At 60.8% G+C, this 17,866-nt stretch carries 13 protein-coding genes; 3 read left to right on the top strand and 10 right to left on the bottom strand.

All coding sequences use genetic code 11. The annotated features are described in order from the left end of the window. Window positions 1-14 precede the first annotated feature (14 nt). Window positions 15-761 carry an OmpA family protein gene (locus BLW03_RS18330; RefSeq protein ID WP_074655436.1) on the bottom strand — a complete coding sequence of 249 codons (747 nt, stop codon included), beginning with the start codon at window positions 759-761 and terminating at the stop codon, window positions 15-17. Window positions 762-994: 233 nt separating this feature from the next. Here BLW03_RS18330 and uvrC point away from each other — a divergent pair, with 233 nt between their 5' ends. After that, complete coding sequence (gene uvrC, locus BLW03_RS18325) at window positions 995-2,998, top strand: excinuclease ABC subunit UvrC (protein WP_074655435.1); 2,004 nt, start codon at window positions 995-997, stop codon at window positions 2,996-2,998. An 11-nt stretch (window positions 2,999-3,009) separates the two neighbouring features. On the opposite strand, the gene BLW03_RS18320 is transcribed toward uvrC, so the two are convergent. Next, on the bottom strand, window positions 3,010-4,332 hold the full coding sequence (locus BLW03_RS18320; protein ID WP_074655434.1) for a glycosyltransferase 87 family protein: 1,323 nt from the start codon (window positions 4,330-4,332) through the stop codon (window positions 3,010-3,012). Next, window positions 4,316-5,239 carry a KPN_02809 family neutral zinc metallopeptidase gene (gene ypfJ, locus BLW03_RS18315; RefSeq protein ID WP_074656143.1) on the bottom strand — a complete coding sequence of 308 codons (924 nt, stop codon included), beginning with the start codon at window positions 5,237-5,239 and terminating at the stop codon, window positions 4,316-4,318. The genes BLW03_RS18320 and ypfJ overlap by 17 nt, the downstream gene beginning before the upstream one ends. A 140-nt stretch (window positions 5,240-5,379) precedes the next feature. On the opposite strand from ypfJ, the gene BLW03_RS18310 reads away from it, so the two are divergent. Further along, a complete protein-coding gene (locus tag BLW03_RS18310) occupies window positions 5,380-6,969 on the top strand; it encodes a glycosyltransferase family 39 protein (RefSeq protein ID WP_074655433.1) in 1,590 nt (529 codons plus the stop codon). A gap of 51 nt (window positions 6,970-7,020) precedes the next feature. Then, window positions 7,021-8,412, top strand: coding sequence for an APC family permease (locus tag BLW03_RS18305; RefSeq protein WP_244502153.1), 1,392 nt, complete (start codon window positions 7,021-7,023; stop codon window positions 8,410-8,412). Window positions 8,413-8,862: 450 nt separating this feature from the next. Here the strand turns inward: BLW03_RS18305 and BLW03_RS18300 are convergent, their stop codons facing one another. The 7 genes from BLW03_RS18300 to BLW03_RS18270 all read right to left on the bottom strand — a co-directional run bounded on the left by BLW03_RS18300 (window position 8,863) and on the right by BLW03_RS18270 (window position 17,802). Next, window positions 8,863-9,480 (bottom strand): DNA-3-methyladenine glycosylase I, encoded by a 618-nt coding sequence (locus BLW03_RS18300; protein ID WP_280138036.1) that lies wholly within the window; start codon window positions 9,478-9,480, stop codon window positions 8,863-8,865. Between the two features lie 8 nt (window positions 9,481-9,488). After that, window positions 9,489-10,796: an MFS transporter gene (locus BLW03_RS18295; protein ID WP_074655431.1), complete on the bottom strand. Its 1,308-nt coding sequence runs from the start codon at window positions 10,794-10,796 to the stop codon at window positions 9,489-9,491. Window positions 10,797-10,850: 54 nt separating this feature from the next. After that, on the bottom strand, window positions 10,851-12,824 hold the full coding sequence (locus tag BLW03_RS18290; RefSeq protein ID WP_074655430.1) for a glycoside hydrolase family 88/105 protein: 1,974 nt from the start codon (window positions 12,822-12,824) through the stop codon (window positions 10,851-10,853). Between the two features lie 63 nt (window positions 12,825-12,887). Continuing rightward, entirely contained in the window at window positions 12,888-13,556 is a 669-nt protein-coding gene (locus BLW03_RS18285) for a DUF4166 domain-containing protein (protein ID WP_074655429.1), read from the bottom strand. After that, complete coding sequence (locus BLW03_RS18280; RefSeq protein ID WP_074655428.1) at window positions 13,553-14,476, bottom strand: DoxX-like family protein; 924 nt, start codon at window positions 14,474-14,476, stop codon at window positions 13,553-13,555. The genes BLW03_RS18285 and BLW03_RS18280 overlap by 4 nt, the downstream gene beginning before the upstream one ends. 29 nt (window positions 14,477-14,505) lie before the next feature. Continuing rightward, window positions 14,506-15,654 carry an aminofutalosine synthase MqnE gene (gene mqnE, locus BLW03_RS18275; protein ID WP_074655427.1) on the bottom strand — a complete coding sequence of 383 codons (1,149 nt, stop codon included), beginning with the start codon at window positions 15,652-15,654 and terminating at the stop codon, window positions 14,506-14,508. A gap of 63 nt (window positions 15,655-15,717) precedes the next feature. Beyond that, window positions 15,718-17,802: a WD40/YVTN/BNR-like repeat-containing protein gene (locus BLW03_RS18270; protein WP_074655426.1), complete on the bottom strand. Its 2,085-nt coding sequence runs from the start codon at window positions 17,800-17,802 to the stop codon at window positions 15,718-15,720. Window positions 17,803-17,866: the final 64 nt, after the last annotated feature.

Below are 17,866 nucleotides of genomic sequence, written 5' to 3'. Positions count from 1 at the left end.
GTGAGCGAAAGGAACTACTGGCCGGCCGGTGCGTTCTGGGCGGACGTGGTTGCCTCTTCCTGCAGGTTCGACAGGACGCGAACCTCAACTCGGCGGTTCTCCTTACGACCTGCTGCCGTACGGTTGGAAGCTACTTCCTTATCCTTGCCGATGCCGACCATGTAGAACTTGTGCGGCGCAATGTTGTACTTGCTCTGCAGGTAGAAGGCCACGGCGTCCGCACGCTTCTGGCTCAGGGCGTAGTTGTACTGGGCATCGCCCGTGGAGTCAGTTCCACCCGTCAGTTCCAGGATGTAGTGCTTCGTTGTGTCCAGGCTCGCCGCGATGGTGTCAAGGGCCTTCTTGTCCGCCGGCGTTAGCGTCGACTTATCGAAGGCAAAGGTCACACTGCTCTCACTCAACGGCTTGTAAGTATCCAGACCAGCCACTACACCCGACAGAGAGTCGACGCGGTTGTAAGCATCCTTCGCACTACCCTGCGCCTGGTTCGCTGCCTGACCAGCGGCCATTGCATGTTGATCCGCTGCGTTCGCTGCGTTCTGAGCGCTGGCGATACCCGCCTGCGCACGCGTGTCCGTGTCTACGATATTGCGGTGGTCCTGCGAGGTGCGTGCATCAAGTTCATTGGTGTTCTGCACCAGGGGTGCCGTCTGCGAACGAACGTAGTTCTTGGTGGAGCAGCCCGTGGTCAGAAAGAGAATCAGGGCAGCGGAACCTGCCGCCAAACCCGCACGTGTCATTTTCTTTGCGCTGGTATTCATTGGTCCATCCTCCAGGTCTTAAAGGCGCATGGCGCCTGACGTAGGGAACGAAGCAACTTGGACACCAAACACTTCTACGGCACAACCACTTTGAATTGATAGCTTTGCACCGTCCGTGCGAAAGCAATACGACAAAAGCATGGCAGAATTTGCCGGAATTTCGGGCAGAATCTTCCTGTCACGGCGGCGATCTAAACTACAGTCAGCATCGCGCTCGCCTCGAAACAAGCCCCATGGATCTCGCCGCTAAAATTCGGACGCTGCCAAAGCAGCCAGGCGTCTACCTGTACAAGAACGCGGAAGGCGAGGTCATCTACGTCGGCAAGGCGAAGAACCTTCGCAGCCGTGTGAGCAGTTACCTGCTGGAAGCGAACCAGTTAGCAAACCGGAAGACCGGCTCGCTGATGCGTGAGGCCGTCGACGTTGATTACATTCAGGTAGCGAACGAGCACGAAGCTCTGGCGCTCGAGAATAACCTGATCAAGCAGCGGAAGCCGCGTTTCAATATCCTGCTGCGCGATGACAAGACCTACCCCTACGTGAAGCTGACCGTGGGCGACCGTCACCCAAAGGTCTTCGTCACACGCAAATTGAAGAAGGATGGCAGCCAGTATTACGGCCCCTACTTCCCGGGTAACCTTGCGTATCGCATCGTGGACCTGATCCATCGATCGTTCCTGATCCCGAGCTGCAAGGTCGACCTGAATCGGTATCATCCACGGCCGTGCCTCGAGTTCTACATCAAGCGGTGCCTGGCGCCCTGTGTCGAGAACCAGGTGGCAGCAGAGACGTATCGCGAGGCCATCCGCGATGTGCAATTGTTCCTGGAGGGCCATGAAGATGAGCTTGAGGGCCGTCTGAAGAAGCGCATGGCCGACGCTGCCATGAACGAGCAGTACGAGATGGCAGCAAAATTCCGCGACCAGTTAGTGACCGTGCACCAGTTGCAGGAGAAGCAGCGCATCGCCTCTGCAGAGAATGAGGATGCCGACGTCTTCGGCTATCACTTCGACAAGGAGATGCTCGCCGTCGGGCAGTTCCATATGCGCGAGGGCAAGATCGTCGACAAGCGTGACTTCTTCTGGGAAGACCTGCCCGATCTGCTCTTCGATGCTCCCGAACCTGAGCAGGATGAACTCTCCGTTGAGCCGACGCCGGGCGTCAGCCTGAAAGAACAAGCCGAGCCCGCGGCGGACAGCGTGAACGCGTCACCAGCCGCCGGCGAACCATTCTCCCCAGGCGTCTTTTTCTCAGCGTTTCTTAAGCAGCTTTATCTGGATCAGCCTTACGTTCCGCGCACGATCCTTGTGCCGCTGGAGTTCCCCGATCGAGTGGCGCTGGCATCCTTCCTGAGCGAGCAGTCCGGCCGCAAGGTCGAGATCCTCGCACCACAGCGCGGGGACAAGCGATCGCTCGTCGACCTTGTGGGGCAGAATGCCAAGCAGGCGTACGATCAACGCTTCCGCACGCTGACACCATCGAAGAACGCCATCGCGAATGCGCTGCAGGAGGCACTGGGACTGCCCGAAACGCCCACACGCATCGAGTGCTTCGACATCTCGCACATCGCCGGCGCCGAGACCGTTGCCAGCATGGTCGTCTGGGAGAACGGCGAGATGAAGAAGGCCGACTACCGCAAGTTCAAGGTGAAGACGGTCAGCGGTGTCGATGACTTCGCGTCAATGCACGAGATTCTTGTTCGCCGTTACAGCAAGCTGCAGGCCAACAACGAGCCCTTCCCTTCGCTGATCCTCATCGACGGCGGCTTAGGCCAGCTCCACGCGGCGTACGCGGCGCTTGAGAGCATTGGCATCACCCTGCAGCCGCTGGCCTCCATCGCCAAGCGTGAAGAGGTGATCTACGTCTACGGGCAGGAGGACGATCCTGTGGTCTTAGACCGGCGCAGTCCGGTCCTCCACTTAGTGCAGCGCATCCGCGATGAGTCGCATCGCTTCGCCATCAGCTACCACCGCAAACGCCGCGAGATGCGCGACCGCGACAGCGAACTGCTGGAGATACCGGGCGTGGGCGACACCACCCGCAAGCGACTGATCGAACACTTCGGCAGCCTGCGCGGGATCAAGGCAGCAGGCTACGACGCTCTGACAGCGGTGGTGAACGCGGCAACGGCCAGGAAGATTCGTGCCTACTTCGACGGGGAACGGGAGGGCGCCATCGATGGGATGGGCACACCGACCACCGACTCGGCAGAACCTTCCCTGCGCATCCTGCAGTAGTCTCTACCGTATCACTGCGAAGTGTTTGTTCTTTGCAACGGCACGACCGCGATGTAGCCGAACAGACCAAGCAACAGAAGGGTCTTTACGACCCCTGAGTACACCCCCACGACATTCAGCGGCGCGAAGATCATTGCCAGCGGCAAGGCCAGCAAAACCATTTGCCCGGTACTCGCCGCCCACTCATCGCGGCTGATCCAGAGCAGCAGCACTGCACACGGCAGGTACAGCAGCATCAGCGTGTACTCCGACGAGATGTAAGGCAGCAGGAGCATCAACAGCACAAGCGCGAAGACCTGGTTGAGAATCGGTTTGCGACGGAAGTACCATGCCGTTCCTGTAACTGCGAGGATTGCGAAGACCTCGAAGAACCGGGTCCAGAGATCAAGCCGGGCCCATACCGGCAGGTCCGAATCCGTCAACCGGACGGCCAGCGAGTCATCCCCCAGCAATCGCCACAGGAGCATCTTCACTGCGTCCATCAGGGAATGATCCGTCTTGAGTTCCTGGACGATGTTCAGCACAAGGACTTGCTGATAAAAGTAATCACCCCAGCAGGCAAGAATGATCTTCCCTGCTGCGGCCACACTCGGTCCCAGGATGTACAGGGCACTGATCGACAGGACGAGGCAGACAGCAAGAGCGACCGCTGCCTGAGCCCACTGCCTGCGCCACAGGAACAACAACAGCAGCGCCGCCGGAAATGGTTTGACACACATCGCCAAACCGATCAGCACCGCGGCCGCCCAGCCAAAGCCTCCGAGAAACAAACCGAGCCCTGCCGCTGCGAAGGTCGCGCTGAAGAGCTCCAGGTTTCCGCGATTCGCGCAGAAGATCTGCGCAGAGCCCAGGAGCACCGTGACCGCAAGAGCAGCCCAGGCGAGCGGCAGTGCGCGGCCCATCCTGATCGCTACCAGCAGAATCGCAATGATAGCGATCAGTCCGAAGCAACAAAGATAGGCAGCCACGCCATTACGGAACCCCTGGTTGAAGAACTTGAACAGAAACGCCGACGCAGGCGGATAGGGGAAGGCGACGGCGTCCGGCTTTCGGAGTGCCGCAGCACTCAGGTGTACGGTGCGCTCTTTCACGTCGGTCAGGTCGCCAAAGGCAGCGTGGTCCCGGAAATCTTCCTCCGGATGAAAGAGTGCCGAGTGGTCAATCGACACATCGCCCACGTCTGCACGGCCGGCAATCTCAAGGCCCCACCCGATCACCGATAGCAACACAAAAGCGATGACATACAGCCGCAGAGCCAAGCGCGCCGATGCCCGTCTTCGGATTGGATCATCGACGGCTAACGGCGCGCCCACGTCTTCAGCGGCCGTAGCCATCTGCCCCGGCGGTGAAGGTGTCGCACTGCTTCACCTCGCCCGTGGTGAAGCCGCGCTTGAACCAGCCCTGGCGTTCCGCGCTGGTGCCATGCGTAAAGCTCTCCGGGCTCACGCTGCCACGCTGCATCTTCTGGATGTGGTCGTCACCCACGGCAGCCGCGTTCTGCAGCGCCTGGTCGATATCGCCCGACTGGAGGATGTTGCGCTGTTGCGTGCTGTGCGCCCAGATACCTGCGTAACAGTCGGCCTGCAGTTCGAGCTCAACGGAGGTCTTCGAGCGCTGCGATGGATCGCGCATGGCGCTCTGCGCCCGCTGCTCGATGCCGAGGATGTTCTGCACATGATGGCCAAGCTCATGCGTGATGACGTAGGCCTGCGCAAAGTCGCCGGTATTGCCGCCAAGCTTGCGCAACTCATCCCAGAAACCGAGATCGATGTACACACGCTCGTCCTGCGGGCAGTAGAAAGGACCCGTAGAGGACTGTGCATTGCCGCAGCCGGAACGGGTTGCATCGCGGAAGAGCACCAGCTTGGCATGCCGATAGTTTCGCCCGGCCTGCTCTGGCAGGATCGCCGTCCAAGTCTTCTGCGCATCGTCCAGTACGAAGGAGACAAGCTGCACGTCGCGATGCTCCGAACTGCTCTCCTGCACGGTGCCATCCGCGTTACGTGCCTGGCGCTCCTGCGCCGGTTGTACGTTGGCCCCACCGCTGCCCATGCCCGCGCCGAGACCGCCAAGGATGCTGCCAAGGAAACCTCGGCCGGAGATGAGGCCGATCACAACAACAATGATGAAGCCCACGATGCCGAAGCCACCACCGCCACCCAGGTTGAAGCCGCCACCGCCGCCGGAATCGCCCCGCCGATCCTCGATGTCACTGCTGGTACCGCCCGGCGTCCATTCCATCTGTGTGCCCCTTGGTGTGTGGTGCGTAAATTTGTTTTGCGCTCCGTTGGATGCTACCGCACGCCCGCCGATGCCTGCGCCGGAAACGTAAGCTGCAAATTGGAGGAACAAGGAGGCTGCGGGTTGCGTATGCTTCCGGCATGACCCGCACGACCATCGTCCGACCGGCAGACGTTTCCCTGCGCTCCGCCGTCCGCCTTGCGCTGCTTTTCTCGGCGATCAAACTTCTGATCCACATCGCCGCAACCCTCTGGCAGCGGCATATCGGCGTTGGATACTTTCGCGACGAGTTCTACTACCTGATGTGCGGACGCCACCTGGCGTGGGGCTATGTGGATCACGGCCCAATCGTGGCGCTGCAGGCCCGTTTCGCTGAGACGGTCTTCGGCCACAGCCTTTTAGGCATCCGGATCTTATCGGCTGGAGCGGGAGCGATGCGCGTTTTTCTGACGGGCATGCTCTGTTGGTCACTTGGTGGCCGAAGATCCGCGCAGGCGCTGGCCATGGCCGCAGTCACCTGCGTCCCGCTCTTCCTCGGCATCGATGGCTTTCTGTCCATGAACAGCTTCGAGTCTATGTTCTGGATGCCGTGCCTGCTCGCGTTGATCATGATCCTGCGCGATGAGGCGGAAGGCACTGACCGCCGCTGGATGTGGTGGTCCCTGCTCGGCGTCAGCGCCGGCATCGGTCTGCTGAACAAGCCGTCCATGCTCTTCTTCCTGGTCTCGCTCGGCATTGCGCTGTTGCTCACGCCGCAGCGGAGAGTTCTCTTTACACGCCAGGCCGCCTACGGCGTTGCGCTGTTAACCGTCATAGCGCTCCCCAACGTCTTCTGGCAGCTTCACAACCACTGGCCTACGCTCGAATTCCTGCACAACGGGCGTGTTGAAGGCAAGAACATCGCGCTGTCGCCGCCGGCCTTCCTGCTTAATCAACTTGTGGTCATCGGCCCGTGGACCGCGTTGGTGTGGATTCCCGGACTGGTTCACCTGCTGCGACGAGCAGACCGCAGATGGCTTGGCCTGACGTTTCTGATTCTGCTCGTCGTTATGATCGCGCTCGGGGCGAAAGACTATTACTTTGCGCCGGTCTATCCCATCCTCTTCGCCGCGGGCGGTGTCGCATGGCAGGCACGATTCGCCAAGCGAGAGACCGTACAACGTGACAGCGGTCTCGCCTTCATCGGCGCCATCGCCACCATGTTTGTTTTTTCGGCGATCGTCTTTCCATCGGCCGCGCCGGTTCTCAGACCGCAGGCTTACTGGCGCTTCGCAAAGACACTCCATCTTCCGGACACCGAGACGGAGAACGCAGAACGCGCTGCCCTGCCACAGTTCTTCGCGGACCGTTACGGCTGGCAGGAGAATGTCGACGAGGTCACCCGCATCGTCAACAGCCTTTCGCCGGAAGACCGGGCGAAGGTTGGCATCTTCTGCGGCAATTACGGTGAAGCCGCATCGCTGGAGTGGCTGGGGCACGGCCTGCCGACAGTGATCAGCGAGCACAACACCTATTGGTTGTGGGGCACGCGCGGGTTGGACGGAGAACTGATGATCATCGATCGCAAGACGTCGGTGGAGAAGCTCCGCAAGTACTACGAGGAGGTGCAGGTGGTCGGTCACGTCGACAACCCGCTCTCCATGCCGTACGAGCGGCACGATATCTACCTCGCGCGTCATCGCAAGATGCCATTGGCCCCGGACTGGGCCGAGAGCAAGTTCTACTTCTGATCGATTCGATTTCCCGGATCGCTGCGGTGGATGCTACGCTGCATCCACCGCATGACTTCCCACCCGCAGCACGACCACGAACTGCCGCGTGTCCTCGGCGCACGGCATGCCACGGCCATTGTTGTCGGTATCATCATCGGCAGCGGCATCTTCCTTGTCCCGCGCGAGATGATCGCGGCAGTCGGCAAGTCCAGCACGCTGTACCTGGTGTGGATCGTCGGCGGCCTGCTCAGCCTCTTCGGATCTCTCACTTATGCAGAGATCGCCTCTGCCCGCCCCGCCTATGGTGGCGAATACGCCTTTCTGCGCGAGGCATATGGCGACATGGTCGGCTTCCTGCACATGTGGACGTGGTGGACCATTGCGAAGCCCGCCTCCATCGCATCGGTCGTGAGCGGTCTTGTGCGGACGCTGGCGACCTTCAGCATCTTCTACTTCTTCAACAATCCCGCCTTCCTCCATATGAACTGGGGACAGGTCGCCGCACTGGTCGCCCTGTGGCTCGCAACCGGCCTCGATATCGTCGGCACACGCAAGGCGGCGGACGTGCAGATGGGCCTGACTCTCCTGAAGGTCATCCTTATCGCGGTCATTGCGATCAGTTGCTTTGTCTTCGCCGGTCCACTCGGGTCCGTGCACCACTTCGCCTCTGTCTTCACAGGAGCACGAGGCGGAGCAGCCGGCTTCATGGTGGCGCTGATCGCCGCGCTGTGGGCCTATGACGGCTGGTCTGACGTAGCGGCCGTCGCAGGCGAAGTGAAGCGCCCGCAGCGTGATCTGCCCATTGCGTTGGTCGGCGGAATTCTGGCTGTTGGTGGCCTTTACATGCTGACCAATGCGGCGATTCAATACGTGCTTCCGGCAGCGGCGCTTGCCGCGGATGATCGTCCTGCCGCAGACGCTCTCCGCCTGGTGATGAGCTCTCACGGCATCGCATGGGGAGCAGCGCTGGTCAGCATCGGCATGGCCATCAGTATCACCGCGACGCTCATCGCCACAACGCTTTCGGGGGCACGCATCAGCTTTGCCGCCGCACGCGACCGCCTATTCTTCTCATCGATTGCCAGCGTCCATCCGCGTTTTGAAACACCTGCGGTGTCACTCGTCGTGCAGGCTGCGATGTCGTCCCTGCTGATCTTCGCCATTGGCCGTTTCCAGGCGCTGTTCTCACTCGCCATCTTCGCGGAGTGGATCACCTACGGCCTCGCTGTCAGCACTGTTTTTGTCTTCCGCAGCCGCGACGCAAAGACCGGCAAGCCTCGTGCCTTCTCGACGCCCGGCTATCCGGTTGTCCCGATTCTCTTCATCCTTGCATCGATTGCGCTGACGGTCTTCCAGCTGATGGATGATCCGAAGAACACCTTGCTCGGATGCCTTGTGATCGTTCTCGGGGTGCCGGTCTTCTATCTCTTCGAACGTAAGCGGAAGGCGATGGCGCTTTAGCTCGGCGCTCTAGCCCTCGGAGGGACATGGTTTCAGCCATGTCAGAACTGCACTGCTAAGGACTGCGCTTTAGCTCCTGAGGGACTTCCTATCGACGGGCAGTGAATCCCTCAGCGGCTGAAGCCGTGTTTCAACCTGGACGCAAACAGCATAGCTAAAGCCATGCTCCTCCGAAAGAGGCTCAGGGGGGATGATGAAGAAGCTCAGGTGGAGAGAGCCTGGGGTGGAGAGAGGCTCACGTAGATGGTCGAGAGGCTCGAGTGGATGATTAAGAGGCTCAGCTTGACGATCAAGAGTCAAGTGGATGGTCGAGAGGCTCAGGTGGATGGTCGCCTTGAGCGTGCATGACTTCCGTAGTCCGACTCGGCATTTCTCTTTTGCCGCGATAGTCCTTGCTCATCAGGCGCGCAACGGGGATCTCGACCGCTGCGATTCCTTCGCAATACACCTTCACCCGGTCGATGGCTGGACCTGCTTGCGGCGGAAGCATTCTTTGCTGTGATCATTCACGATGCCGACGGCCTGCATCCACGCGTAAGTGATGGATGGCCCCACAAACTTGAAGCCACGTTTCTTCATCTCTTTCGCGATTTTCTCCGCGAGCGGTGTCGTAGTCGCAAAGGTCTCGCCATCGCCCTTCAGGACCTTGCCGTCCGTAAAGCTCCAGCAGAAGTCTGCGAAGCTCTCGCCGCGTTCCTTCATATCGAGATAGATCTGCGCGCCCTTGATGGTGGATTCGATCTTGGCGCGAGCGCGAACGATGCCCGGGTTGGCCATCAGCACTTCGATCTCACGCTCGCCAAAGCGCGCGACTTTCTTCGGATCGAAGTCGAGGAAGGCCTCGCGGAAGGTCTCGCGTTTGCGCAGGATGATGCTCCACGACAGGCCAGCCTGGAAGCCTTCGAGCATTAGGGTCTCCCACAGCATGCGCGGGTCGCGCTCAGGCACGCCCCACTCTTCGTCGTGATACTTGGTCATCAGCGCATCGCTGTTCGCCCATCGGCAACGGTGCGCCGGATCAATCTGCTTCTTACCCATGCAGACGATCTTATCTGTCACAGGGCGCATCCACCCAGTTATGCGAGCGGCTGGAGGAGGCCGAGTTCCTCGTAGCGAGGTCGCATCTCGCGCTTCATGTGAGGGCTCTGCAACAGGAACAGGGTCGCCGAAAGGATCAGGCCCACACCGCACAGCATCAGCGTGTGCGGCGCACCAAACCGGGCCGCGAGAGACCCCGCGAGCAGACTTCCGAAGGGCGTCATGCCAATGAAGGCCATCGTGTAGAAACTCATCACGCGACCGCGCTTCTCTTCCGGCACAAGTGTCTGGATGACGGTGTTGCTGGATGCCAGACCCTGCATCATGCCGAAGCCCGAGACCAGCATTGCAGCCAGGGACAGGAGCAGCCAGTGCGACAGGCTTAACACAATCAGACCCGCGCCAAATAGATAGGACGACATCTGGATCTTGCGCAGCAGGCCGATAACACTCTTACGCGATGCCAGCAGGATTGCCGATGTCAATGCACCGACGCCGCTGCATGCCGTTAACAGACCCAGCGTATGCGGCCCGCCATGCAGGACATCGATAGCAACCACTGGCGTCAGCACCATGGAGGACATACCAAGCAGGCTGCTGATCGCGAACATCAGCAGGATATTGCGCACCGGAAGATAGCGCGAGACATAACCCCAGCCATCCTGCATCTGGACCAGCATGGAAGGCTTGCCATTGGTGACGACACGTTCATGCACGACGCGCATCAGCAGCAGCGACCCAATGACCGCGATGTAAGACACGCCATCGATCAGGAAGCAATATCCTTCGCTCAGTCTCGCGATCACGAAGGCAGCTACGGGCGGTCCCACCAACCTCGCGACATTCACCATTGAGGAATTAAGCGCAATGGCATTGCCCAGGTCGGCTTTTTCGGGAACCATCTTCACCACGAACGACTGCCGAGCCGGCATATCGAAGGCATCGATCAGGCCCTGCAATGCGGCCAGCGCAAGGATCTCACCAATGGTGATCACACCCGCGAGCGTCAGCCATGCGAGAGCCAGCGACTGCAGAGCGGCGGCGACCTGCGTTGCAAGCAACAGTTTGCGGCGATCGACTCGATCGACCCAGACGCCGGCAAACGGGGCCAGCAGGAATGTCAGGATTTGCCCGGAGAATCCGACCAGACCCAGCAAAAATGCCGAGTGCGTCAGACGGAAGGTGAGCCACGACAGTGCTAGCCGCGTCATCCACGTGCCCATCAGCGACACGCCCTGCCCCATCATGTACAGGCGGAAGTTGCGGTGCCGCAACGCGCGCCAGATGTGGGCGAAGCGCCCCACGGCGACGGCGTTGGGTGCAGGGCGTTCAGCTGTTTTCGGCATGTCTGTTAGACAGTCCCTTCGTCGACCGGGACTGCGCCAATGTGCGGCGCAAGCTTACTTCGTCTGCCGCAATGCCCAGGCGGACAAGGCTACCGACGCGTCGAAGTTCTGGAACTCTTTCGGAAGTTTGCGGCCATCCACGTACTCGTTGTAGAGCCAAGGGTCGACCACGGCGTACACAGTCCCCTTGCCCACACGCGCAACCGCCATCAGCGTATCGCCCCTGTCGACATAGATGGGCTTGGCGGGGCCGCTCGTCGTGATGGTGCAGATTTCTTTCATGTAGACCTGCAGCGGCTGCGGGAAGATTCCACCGGTGCCGGCAGGAATGTGAAGCTCGCCCTGCTCAAAGTGACGCCCCTCAACCGTGTTGCGCAGCACCGGGTTGAAGTGGATGCCAAAGCGCCGCGTGAGTGTGTCGAAGTGCTCGAACTCCGCGTTGGTGTTGTCGTTCTGCATCAGCAGAAGGACACCGCCCTGCTTGACCCATGCCTCAATCGCATCACCGGACTTCGCATCCATGTAGTTCGGATTCGGCGTCTTCGAAGGTATGTCGGGCGAGGCTAGGATGTACACGCTCGCCTTTGCAAGATTCTCCGTTGTGGGCGCTGCATGCAGATTCGCGATGCGCGCACCGTTGCGCTCAAAGCCTCTGCCAAAGAACGCGAAGCCGGAGTTCGCGTCATCATCGAACTTGTAGTGGAAGAGCTCGGTCTGGCCTTCGGCATTCTTGCGCGTCTGCGAATCGAACCAGGCATCCGCAAGCACCAGCCTGCCCTGAGCCAGCGACTGTGTTGCAGCCATCTGCATCTCGCTCGCCGCCATCAGGTACATGCCGACGCCCTTGCCATCGTCATCGCCCACACCCTCGTGGACGTAGTAGTTGTAGTCACCCGCGCGATAGGGCTTGCCACCCAGGCCGCTGACCTTCACCGTGCCATGCAATGTGACCTGGCCCGCCGCGTCCTTCGTGATGAACTTCTTCTCGATGCCGGTCCATCCGCGCACTGCGGAAGCTTCGTAGCTCTGCGGCAGATAGCCAAGGCGTACACCCTTCGCAGTCGCATAGACGAACATCTCGGAAGCAGATGCTTCGAGGAAGTTGCCGGGCTGCGTGCCCTTGTCCAGCACATCCCACCACAGGCCTGTCGACTTGTCCTGGTACTTCGTCGCGGCTGCCATCGCGTCCTGCAATGCAGCGATCAGCTTTGGACGATCCGGATGCCCCTCAGGGAACCACGGCAGCGTGTCCACGAGTGCTACGACATACCAGCCCATCGCACGCGCCCACACCTCGGCAGACATTCCGGTCTGCTTGTCGGCCCATGGCTGCGGCTGCTCGGCCGCAGTGCTTGCGTCCCAACCGTGATGCAGCAGTCCAGTCTTCGGGTCGCGCGTCTTGTCGCGCATCAGCAGCAACTGCTTTGCGATGTCGTCGAAGTCAGCCGTCTGCTGAAATGTGTGCGCGTACGCCGCGCGAAAAGGCTCGGCCATGTAGGCGCCGTCCAGCCACATCTGCCGCGGATAGATCTGCTTGTGCCAGAAGCCGCCCTCCGTCGTGCGAGGCTGCGTGGCGAACTGCTGATACAGCGTCTTCGCAGCCTTGGCGTAGCGCGCATCGCCGGTGACGCGATAGACCAGCATCACGGCACGGCCGGGCTCCAGATTGTCGAGCGTATGCGCCGAAGGATCAAAGGCCTTGCCCGGATCGACGCTGATGTTGCCCTTGTCATCCACCCAGCGATCCACCGCAGCTTTCACGTAGGCGAAGTCACCGCCGTTCGCCGACACCTGCCATTGCGCTGCCATGCCGTCGAGAGTGACACCCGTCTCATAGGTCCACACACCGGGCCGCGCTTGTGTCGCCAGCACACCATTGGGCCACTTCGCGATCACGGTCGAAGCCATGGCCGCACCGTCTACCCGCGCCTGCTCAGCAGCCGCTGCGATGCTCTGTGCGTACGTTGCGGGAGAGGTCACGAGCAGCAAGGCTGCTCCGGCGAGGATGCTTATCGAAACGTTTTTCATTCGGGTTTATGGTAGCGCACGCCGACATAAGCAGCTGGCGCCGGTCGTCCAAGCTGGCGATTATCACTCGCGTGCTTCAAGCCGCCGCGGAAGAATCTCCGCCGGTGGCAGGGGCGCGACAACCTCAGACTGGAAGCTGCCCGTATAGCCGAAGAGTGGTCCCCATCGACGATTGCTTGCATTCACGCGGATGCGGAAGCAACCGGCCGCATCGTCGTACCACTCGCAGACATCGGCCTCCCCGGAGAAGAACATGGGAAAGCGAAACGACACCGGCCCTTCATAGAAGCGCTGCTCGCGCGAGCGGATGCGGAGGCCGCCATTCTCTGCGACACTCAGCTCCAGATCGACGGCCAGGTGCTGATGGGTGCCGAGGTAATCGACGATACATCCGCGTTCCTCGCTCCAGATCATGTACGCGTCGAAGCGGCGCGGTCGGGCGGTGCGGAAGGTGCGCACCCACGTCACGGTCTCGCGGCCGAGCGGGTCGCGATAGCCGTAGTTCTGGATGGTGAAAGGGACGTTCTTTCCCTGCTCTGGAAACATGATGGCGCGCCACGTGCCGATGTACAGGAACGGCAGTGTATAGGGTGGGCCGTGCCACAGCGACTCCATGACACCCGTACCAACGTGCGCAAAACCGCTCTGTGAGTGCAGAGCGAAGCGCTGCTGAATGCGTGGATGCAGCCGCGCGAAATCAGACCCAAGCGCACGTTGATAGATGGAGATCATCCGTTTCCGTCCTTTTCCCTGGGATCCACCCGCAGGCATCGGCGCGCCGATGGAAGCTGTGCTGAGACGATGTATCCCACACCCGCCAGCAGTGCCACGCATAGATTCAATGTCATTGGATTGAAGGCATGCGAAAGATACGCCGGTGAGCGCAACAGCACGGCTGCCAGTGCCCCAATCATGAGCGTGATGTTCAGAAGGAACAAGCTGCGCCATCGCCAGAGCGCAAGGACGAGGATGCCCATCAGTATCTCTCCGCCGCCAATCCATGGGAGCCAGCGCAGACCCACTCCTGCCTGCAGCAGCATAGCCTGCTCGTCGGGATCCTTGAAGATGAGTTTGGGGACCAGGCCGTGCCACAACCACACAAACGCAATCCCCGTACGGCACATCGCGTGAATCACGGCCATGCGTAGGGAGAGTTCCGGAGGGATGCCATGCTCTGCCCAAAGCCGCATGCGATCGAAGCTCCAAGCTGTCGCCCAGCCCATGAGCGGGCGAAAGATCGTGCGATCTGCAAGATAGCCCAGCCGCCCGAATCTGGTTCGGTAGTCGTACCAGGTAAGAAAGCGCAATCCTGAGGACGTCGGGATGTAGCGCCAGTAACCGGCACCCTCGTGGATCAGCGAAAGAGCGTCATCCGACGCGAAACGCAGAGATGAGATTGCGGAACCGTCCTCCGCTGTCCGCGTGGCAATGCTCTCCCCGGTACCGCGAATGGCGAGACCGGCTCCGATGCGTGTCTCGTAGAGAAAGCGCTGCGGCTCCTCAGAGGAAGGCCGTGGAAGATATTCAATGTTGGTGAAGCGAAGGTCCCAACGCTGGTGGACGCCGGGCTCCTGCGTCAGTTCCCAGACGCGTTCCAACGGAGCATCGATGAGGATCTCAACATAGATGCCCGGCTGGCGGCGAGTGGTCACGCAAGCAGCGTATCAGGGAGGGGGCGAAACTAAACGGCAATCACGAAGGTGTCTTCCGTGCGCGTCACACGGTTGTAGAGCGTGTCGCGCTCAACTGGCTCTCGGCCTGCTTCACGGATGAGCCGTTCGAGATCTGCGCGGCGCATCCCCTGCGGGGTGGTCGCGCCTGCCTCGTGATAGATCTTCTCTTCGACGACGGTGCCGTCGATGTCATCGGCACCGAAGCGAAGAGATATCTGCGCCATTTTCGGTGTCACCATCTGCCAGTAGCTCTTCACATGCGCGAAGTTGTCGAGGAGCAGGCGGCCCACGGCGATCTGCCGCATGTCGTCGAAGCCCGTCGTGCGCGGCAGGTGGCCCAGGACGGTGTTTTCGGGGTGGAAGGCCAACGGGATGAAGGTCTGGAAGCCGCCCGTACGATCCTGCACCGCGCGCAGCTTCAGAATGTGGTCGACGCGGTCTTCTTCGTTCTCAATGTGGCCGTAGAGCATGGTCGCGTTCGAGCGGAGACCCGCGTTGTGGACCATCTCCGCCGTCTCGAGCCACTCGCTGCCGTCGATCTTGTGGTCGCAGATGATGTGCCGCACGCGATCCGCGAAGATCTCCGCGCCGCCGCCCGGGCAGGAGTCGACACCGGCGAGCTTCATCTGGATGAGCGCATCGGGAATCGAGAGCTTTGCGCGCTTTGCCAGGAAGGCAACTTCAACCATCGTGAAGGCCTTGATATGGACCTTCGGGAAGCGGACCTTCAGGCCCTGCACCAGGTCGAGGAAGTACTCGAAGGGAAGGTCAGGATGCAATCCGCCAACGATGTGGAACTCCGTGACAGCTTCGCTGTAACCTTCGCCGGCCGACTGCCACGCCTCTTCCAGGGCCATGGTGTACGTGCCGCTATCGCCCTTCTTCTTGCCAAAGGCACATAGGCGGCAACTGGCGACACAGACATTGGTCGGATTGATGTGGCGGTTGACGTTGAAGAACGTCAGGTTGCCGTGCATGCGCTCGCGCACCAGGTTGGCGAGCCAACCCACGGCCAAAATGTCGGGCGACCGATACAGCGCGTAACCATCCTCGGCGGAGAGGCGCTCGCCGGCCATCACCTTCTGTGCAATCGGCAACAGGCTGGCATCGTCTGTCTGAAACTCGTGGCGAGGGCGGCCTGTGGGCGATTCGGTCATGACATTAGTTTAGATGAGCCCGGCGGCGCCACGCTTCGATTTGTGTGGCGCCGCGGGTCGGTTTCAGTTGGTTTTTGATGGGGCTTCTTTGCGCAGCGGCTGCTCCTGCGACACAACCATCCGCGGCTCCAGCACGACGCCGTCAAACGGCGTGACACCCACCAGGTGGTCGCCCACCGGGCGCACCGTGCGGAGCGACCAGCCCGCATCGCTGTAGCTCACCTTCAGATCCGGCGTATGCACGCTGAAGACGAGGGTGTTTGGCTCATGCGATGTGACCAGCACGCGGCTGCTGGCGTGGTCATAGTAGATCCCGCTGACGTTGGGCACGAACAGGTTCGGCTGCGAATGCCAGGACGTACCGTTATTGTCCGAAACCCAGATGCCCTCGCGTCCACCGACCCAGATCCTGCCACCGTCATCCACTGCGACCGCCGTGATGTAGGTGAGTTCCGTGGGCGCTGAGATCTCGTGGAAGTTCATCCCCTTATCGACTGACAAAGCCAGCTTGTGAAGATCGCCGATGGCGACGCGAAGGCCCTGGGCCGATACCAGCCGCCAGGTGCCCGCAGCGCTGCGTACGTGATTCCAGGTGCGGCCATTGTCCGCGGAGCTCAGGAGGCCCTCTTCCGTGCCCGCATAGACCGTGTTGTCCAGCGACGTCATGGAGTACACACCGGTGTTCGACTCCTGCGGCGGCACGGTACGAGACGGCGCCATGCTGCTGACGGCGGGTGCATGGTATTTCGTGGAGGCTTTGCCGGTCGCGCGCCCACGGGTCGTGGCCTTGGCGGGAGTCTTCACCGGCGTTTTCGGCTTCTTCGGTGCCTCGGGATCAGGCTCTGCCGCGAGTGCCAGCGTCAGGCCCGAACTGACCCAACCGTCGCCGTTCGAACGGAAGATACCGTGCCGCGTACCGGCGAGCATCGTGCCGTCGGGGGCCTGCGTCAGCGAAAAGACGTCGGCGCCGCTCAGACCACTGGCCTTCTGTGTCCAAGTAAGGCCGCCATCCTCGCTGGCAAAGACGCCTCCCGCTGTCTTGTCGTTAATGATGCCGACGTACACATGCTGCGAGTTGGTACGGTCCTGTGCGATGGATGAAATCTGGCGCGAGGAGAAGCCGCGATTCGACGGCGCAAAGGTCAGACCGCCGTCGTTCGAGAGCAGAACGCCGTTGCGATCGGTGGCCAGCAGAACGCGCTTGCTGTTCTCCGCGTCAATGTTGACGTCATTGATGATCCAAGAAGGATCGCCGTTCCGAAGAAAGGTGCGGCCGCTGTCGCTGGTCTTCCACAGGCCTTCCGTGGTCCCGGCGAAGACGGTGCCCGGCGCCTTGGGGTCTTCCATCAGCACGCGTGTCCGGCGGGCCGTGGCAGGGATGCCCTGCACCTTCGTGTACTTCATACCCTGGTCTGTGCTGCGATAAATACCGGAGCAGGCCGAGAGGTAGACGTTCGTTGGATTCGTAGGATCAACAATGATGGAGAAGACATCGGAATCGTCGATGATGCCTTCCTTCATGTTCTGCCAGGTCTGACCACCATCCGTCGTACGCCAGGGGAGATGCCAGGTGCCCGCGTACATCCGCTGCGGGTCCTTCGGGTCGATGGCGACTGACTCGACCTCGTGAATCTCCTTGCTGCCCTCGGGGCTGATCAGCGTCCAGGTGGTGCCACTGTCCGTCGTGCGATACACGCCGTCGAGCGTGCCGATGATCATGATCTTCGGGTCAGAGGGAGCAACAGTGAGCGATCGCACCGAATGCCCGGCGAGTTGCTTGTTGGGCGTCCAGGTCTTGCCCGCGTCATTGGAGACATACAGGCCCCCATCCACGTCACTCAACACCCATCCGCCCGCCAGCACATGGTTGGCGTTCGAAGGGTCGACCAGGATGTTGTCCAGCACCAGATCATCGCGTTTGCCTACGACAGCAAGACGCTTCCAGCTCTGGCCGCCATCATGCGAGTCGTAGATGGTGCCGCTCACAGTGCCGAGATAGATGTGGTTGTGGTCGTGCGGGTCGGTCGCGAAGGAACGGGCGTCGCCGCCATCCGGACCATACGGCAGCCAGCGATTTTGAGCTATGGCAGCAGAGGAAAGCGTAGCGAGAACGGTCAGCGAGGCAGCAATTTTGACAAAAGACTTCATGGGTTTCCTTGTTATAGAAAGCACCATGATTCTAGTTGCCGCGACTCCTGGGAGGCGCGTAAAG

Origin of the sequence: Terriglobus roseus (assembly GCF_900105625.1) — a bacterium.
In the GTDB taxonomy this organism is placed as follows: Bacteria; Acidobacteriota; Terriglobia; order Terriglobales; family Acidobacteriaceae; genus Terriglobus; species Terriglobus roseus_B.
This window is presented reverse-complemented; position numbering and strand designations above follow the sequence as displayed.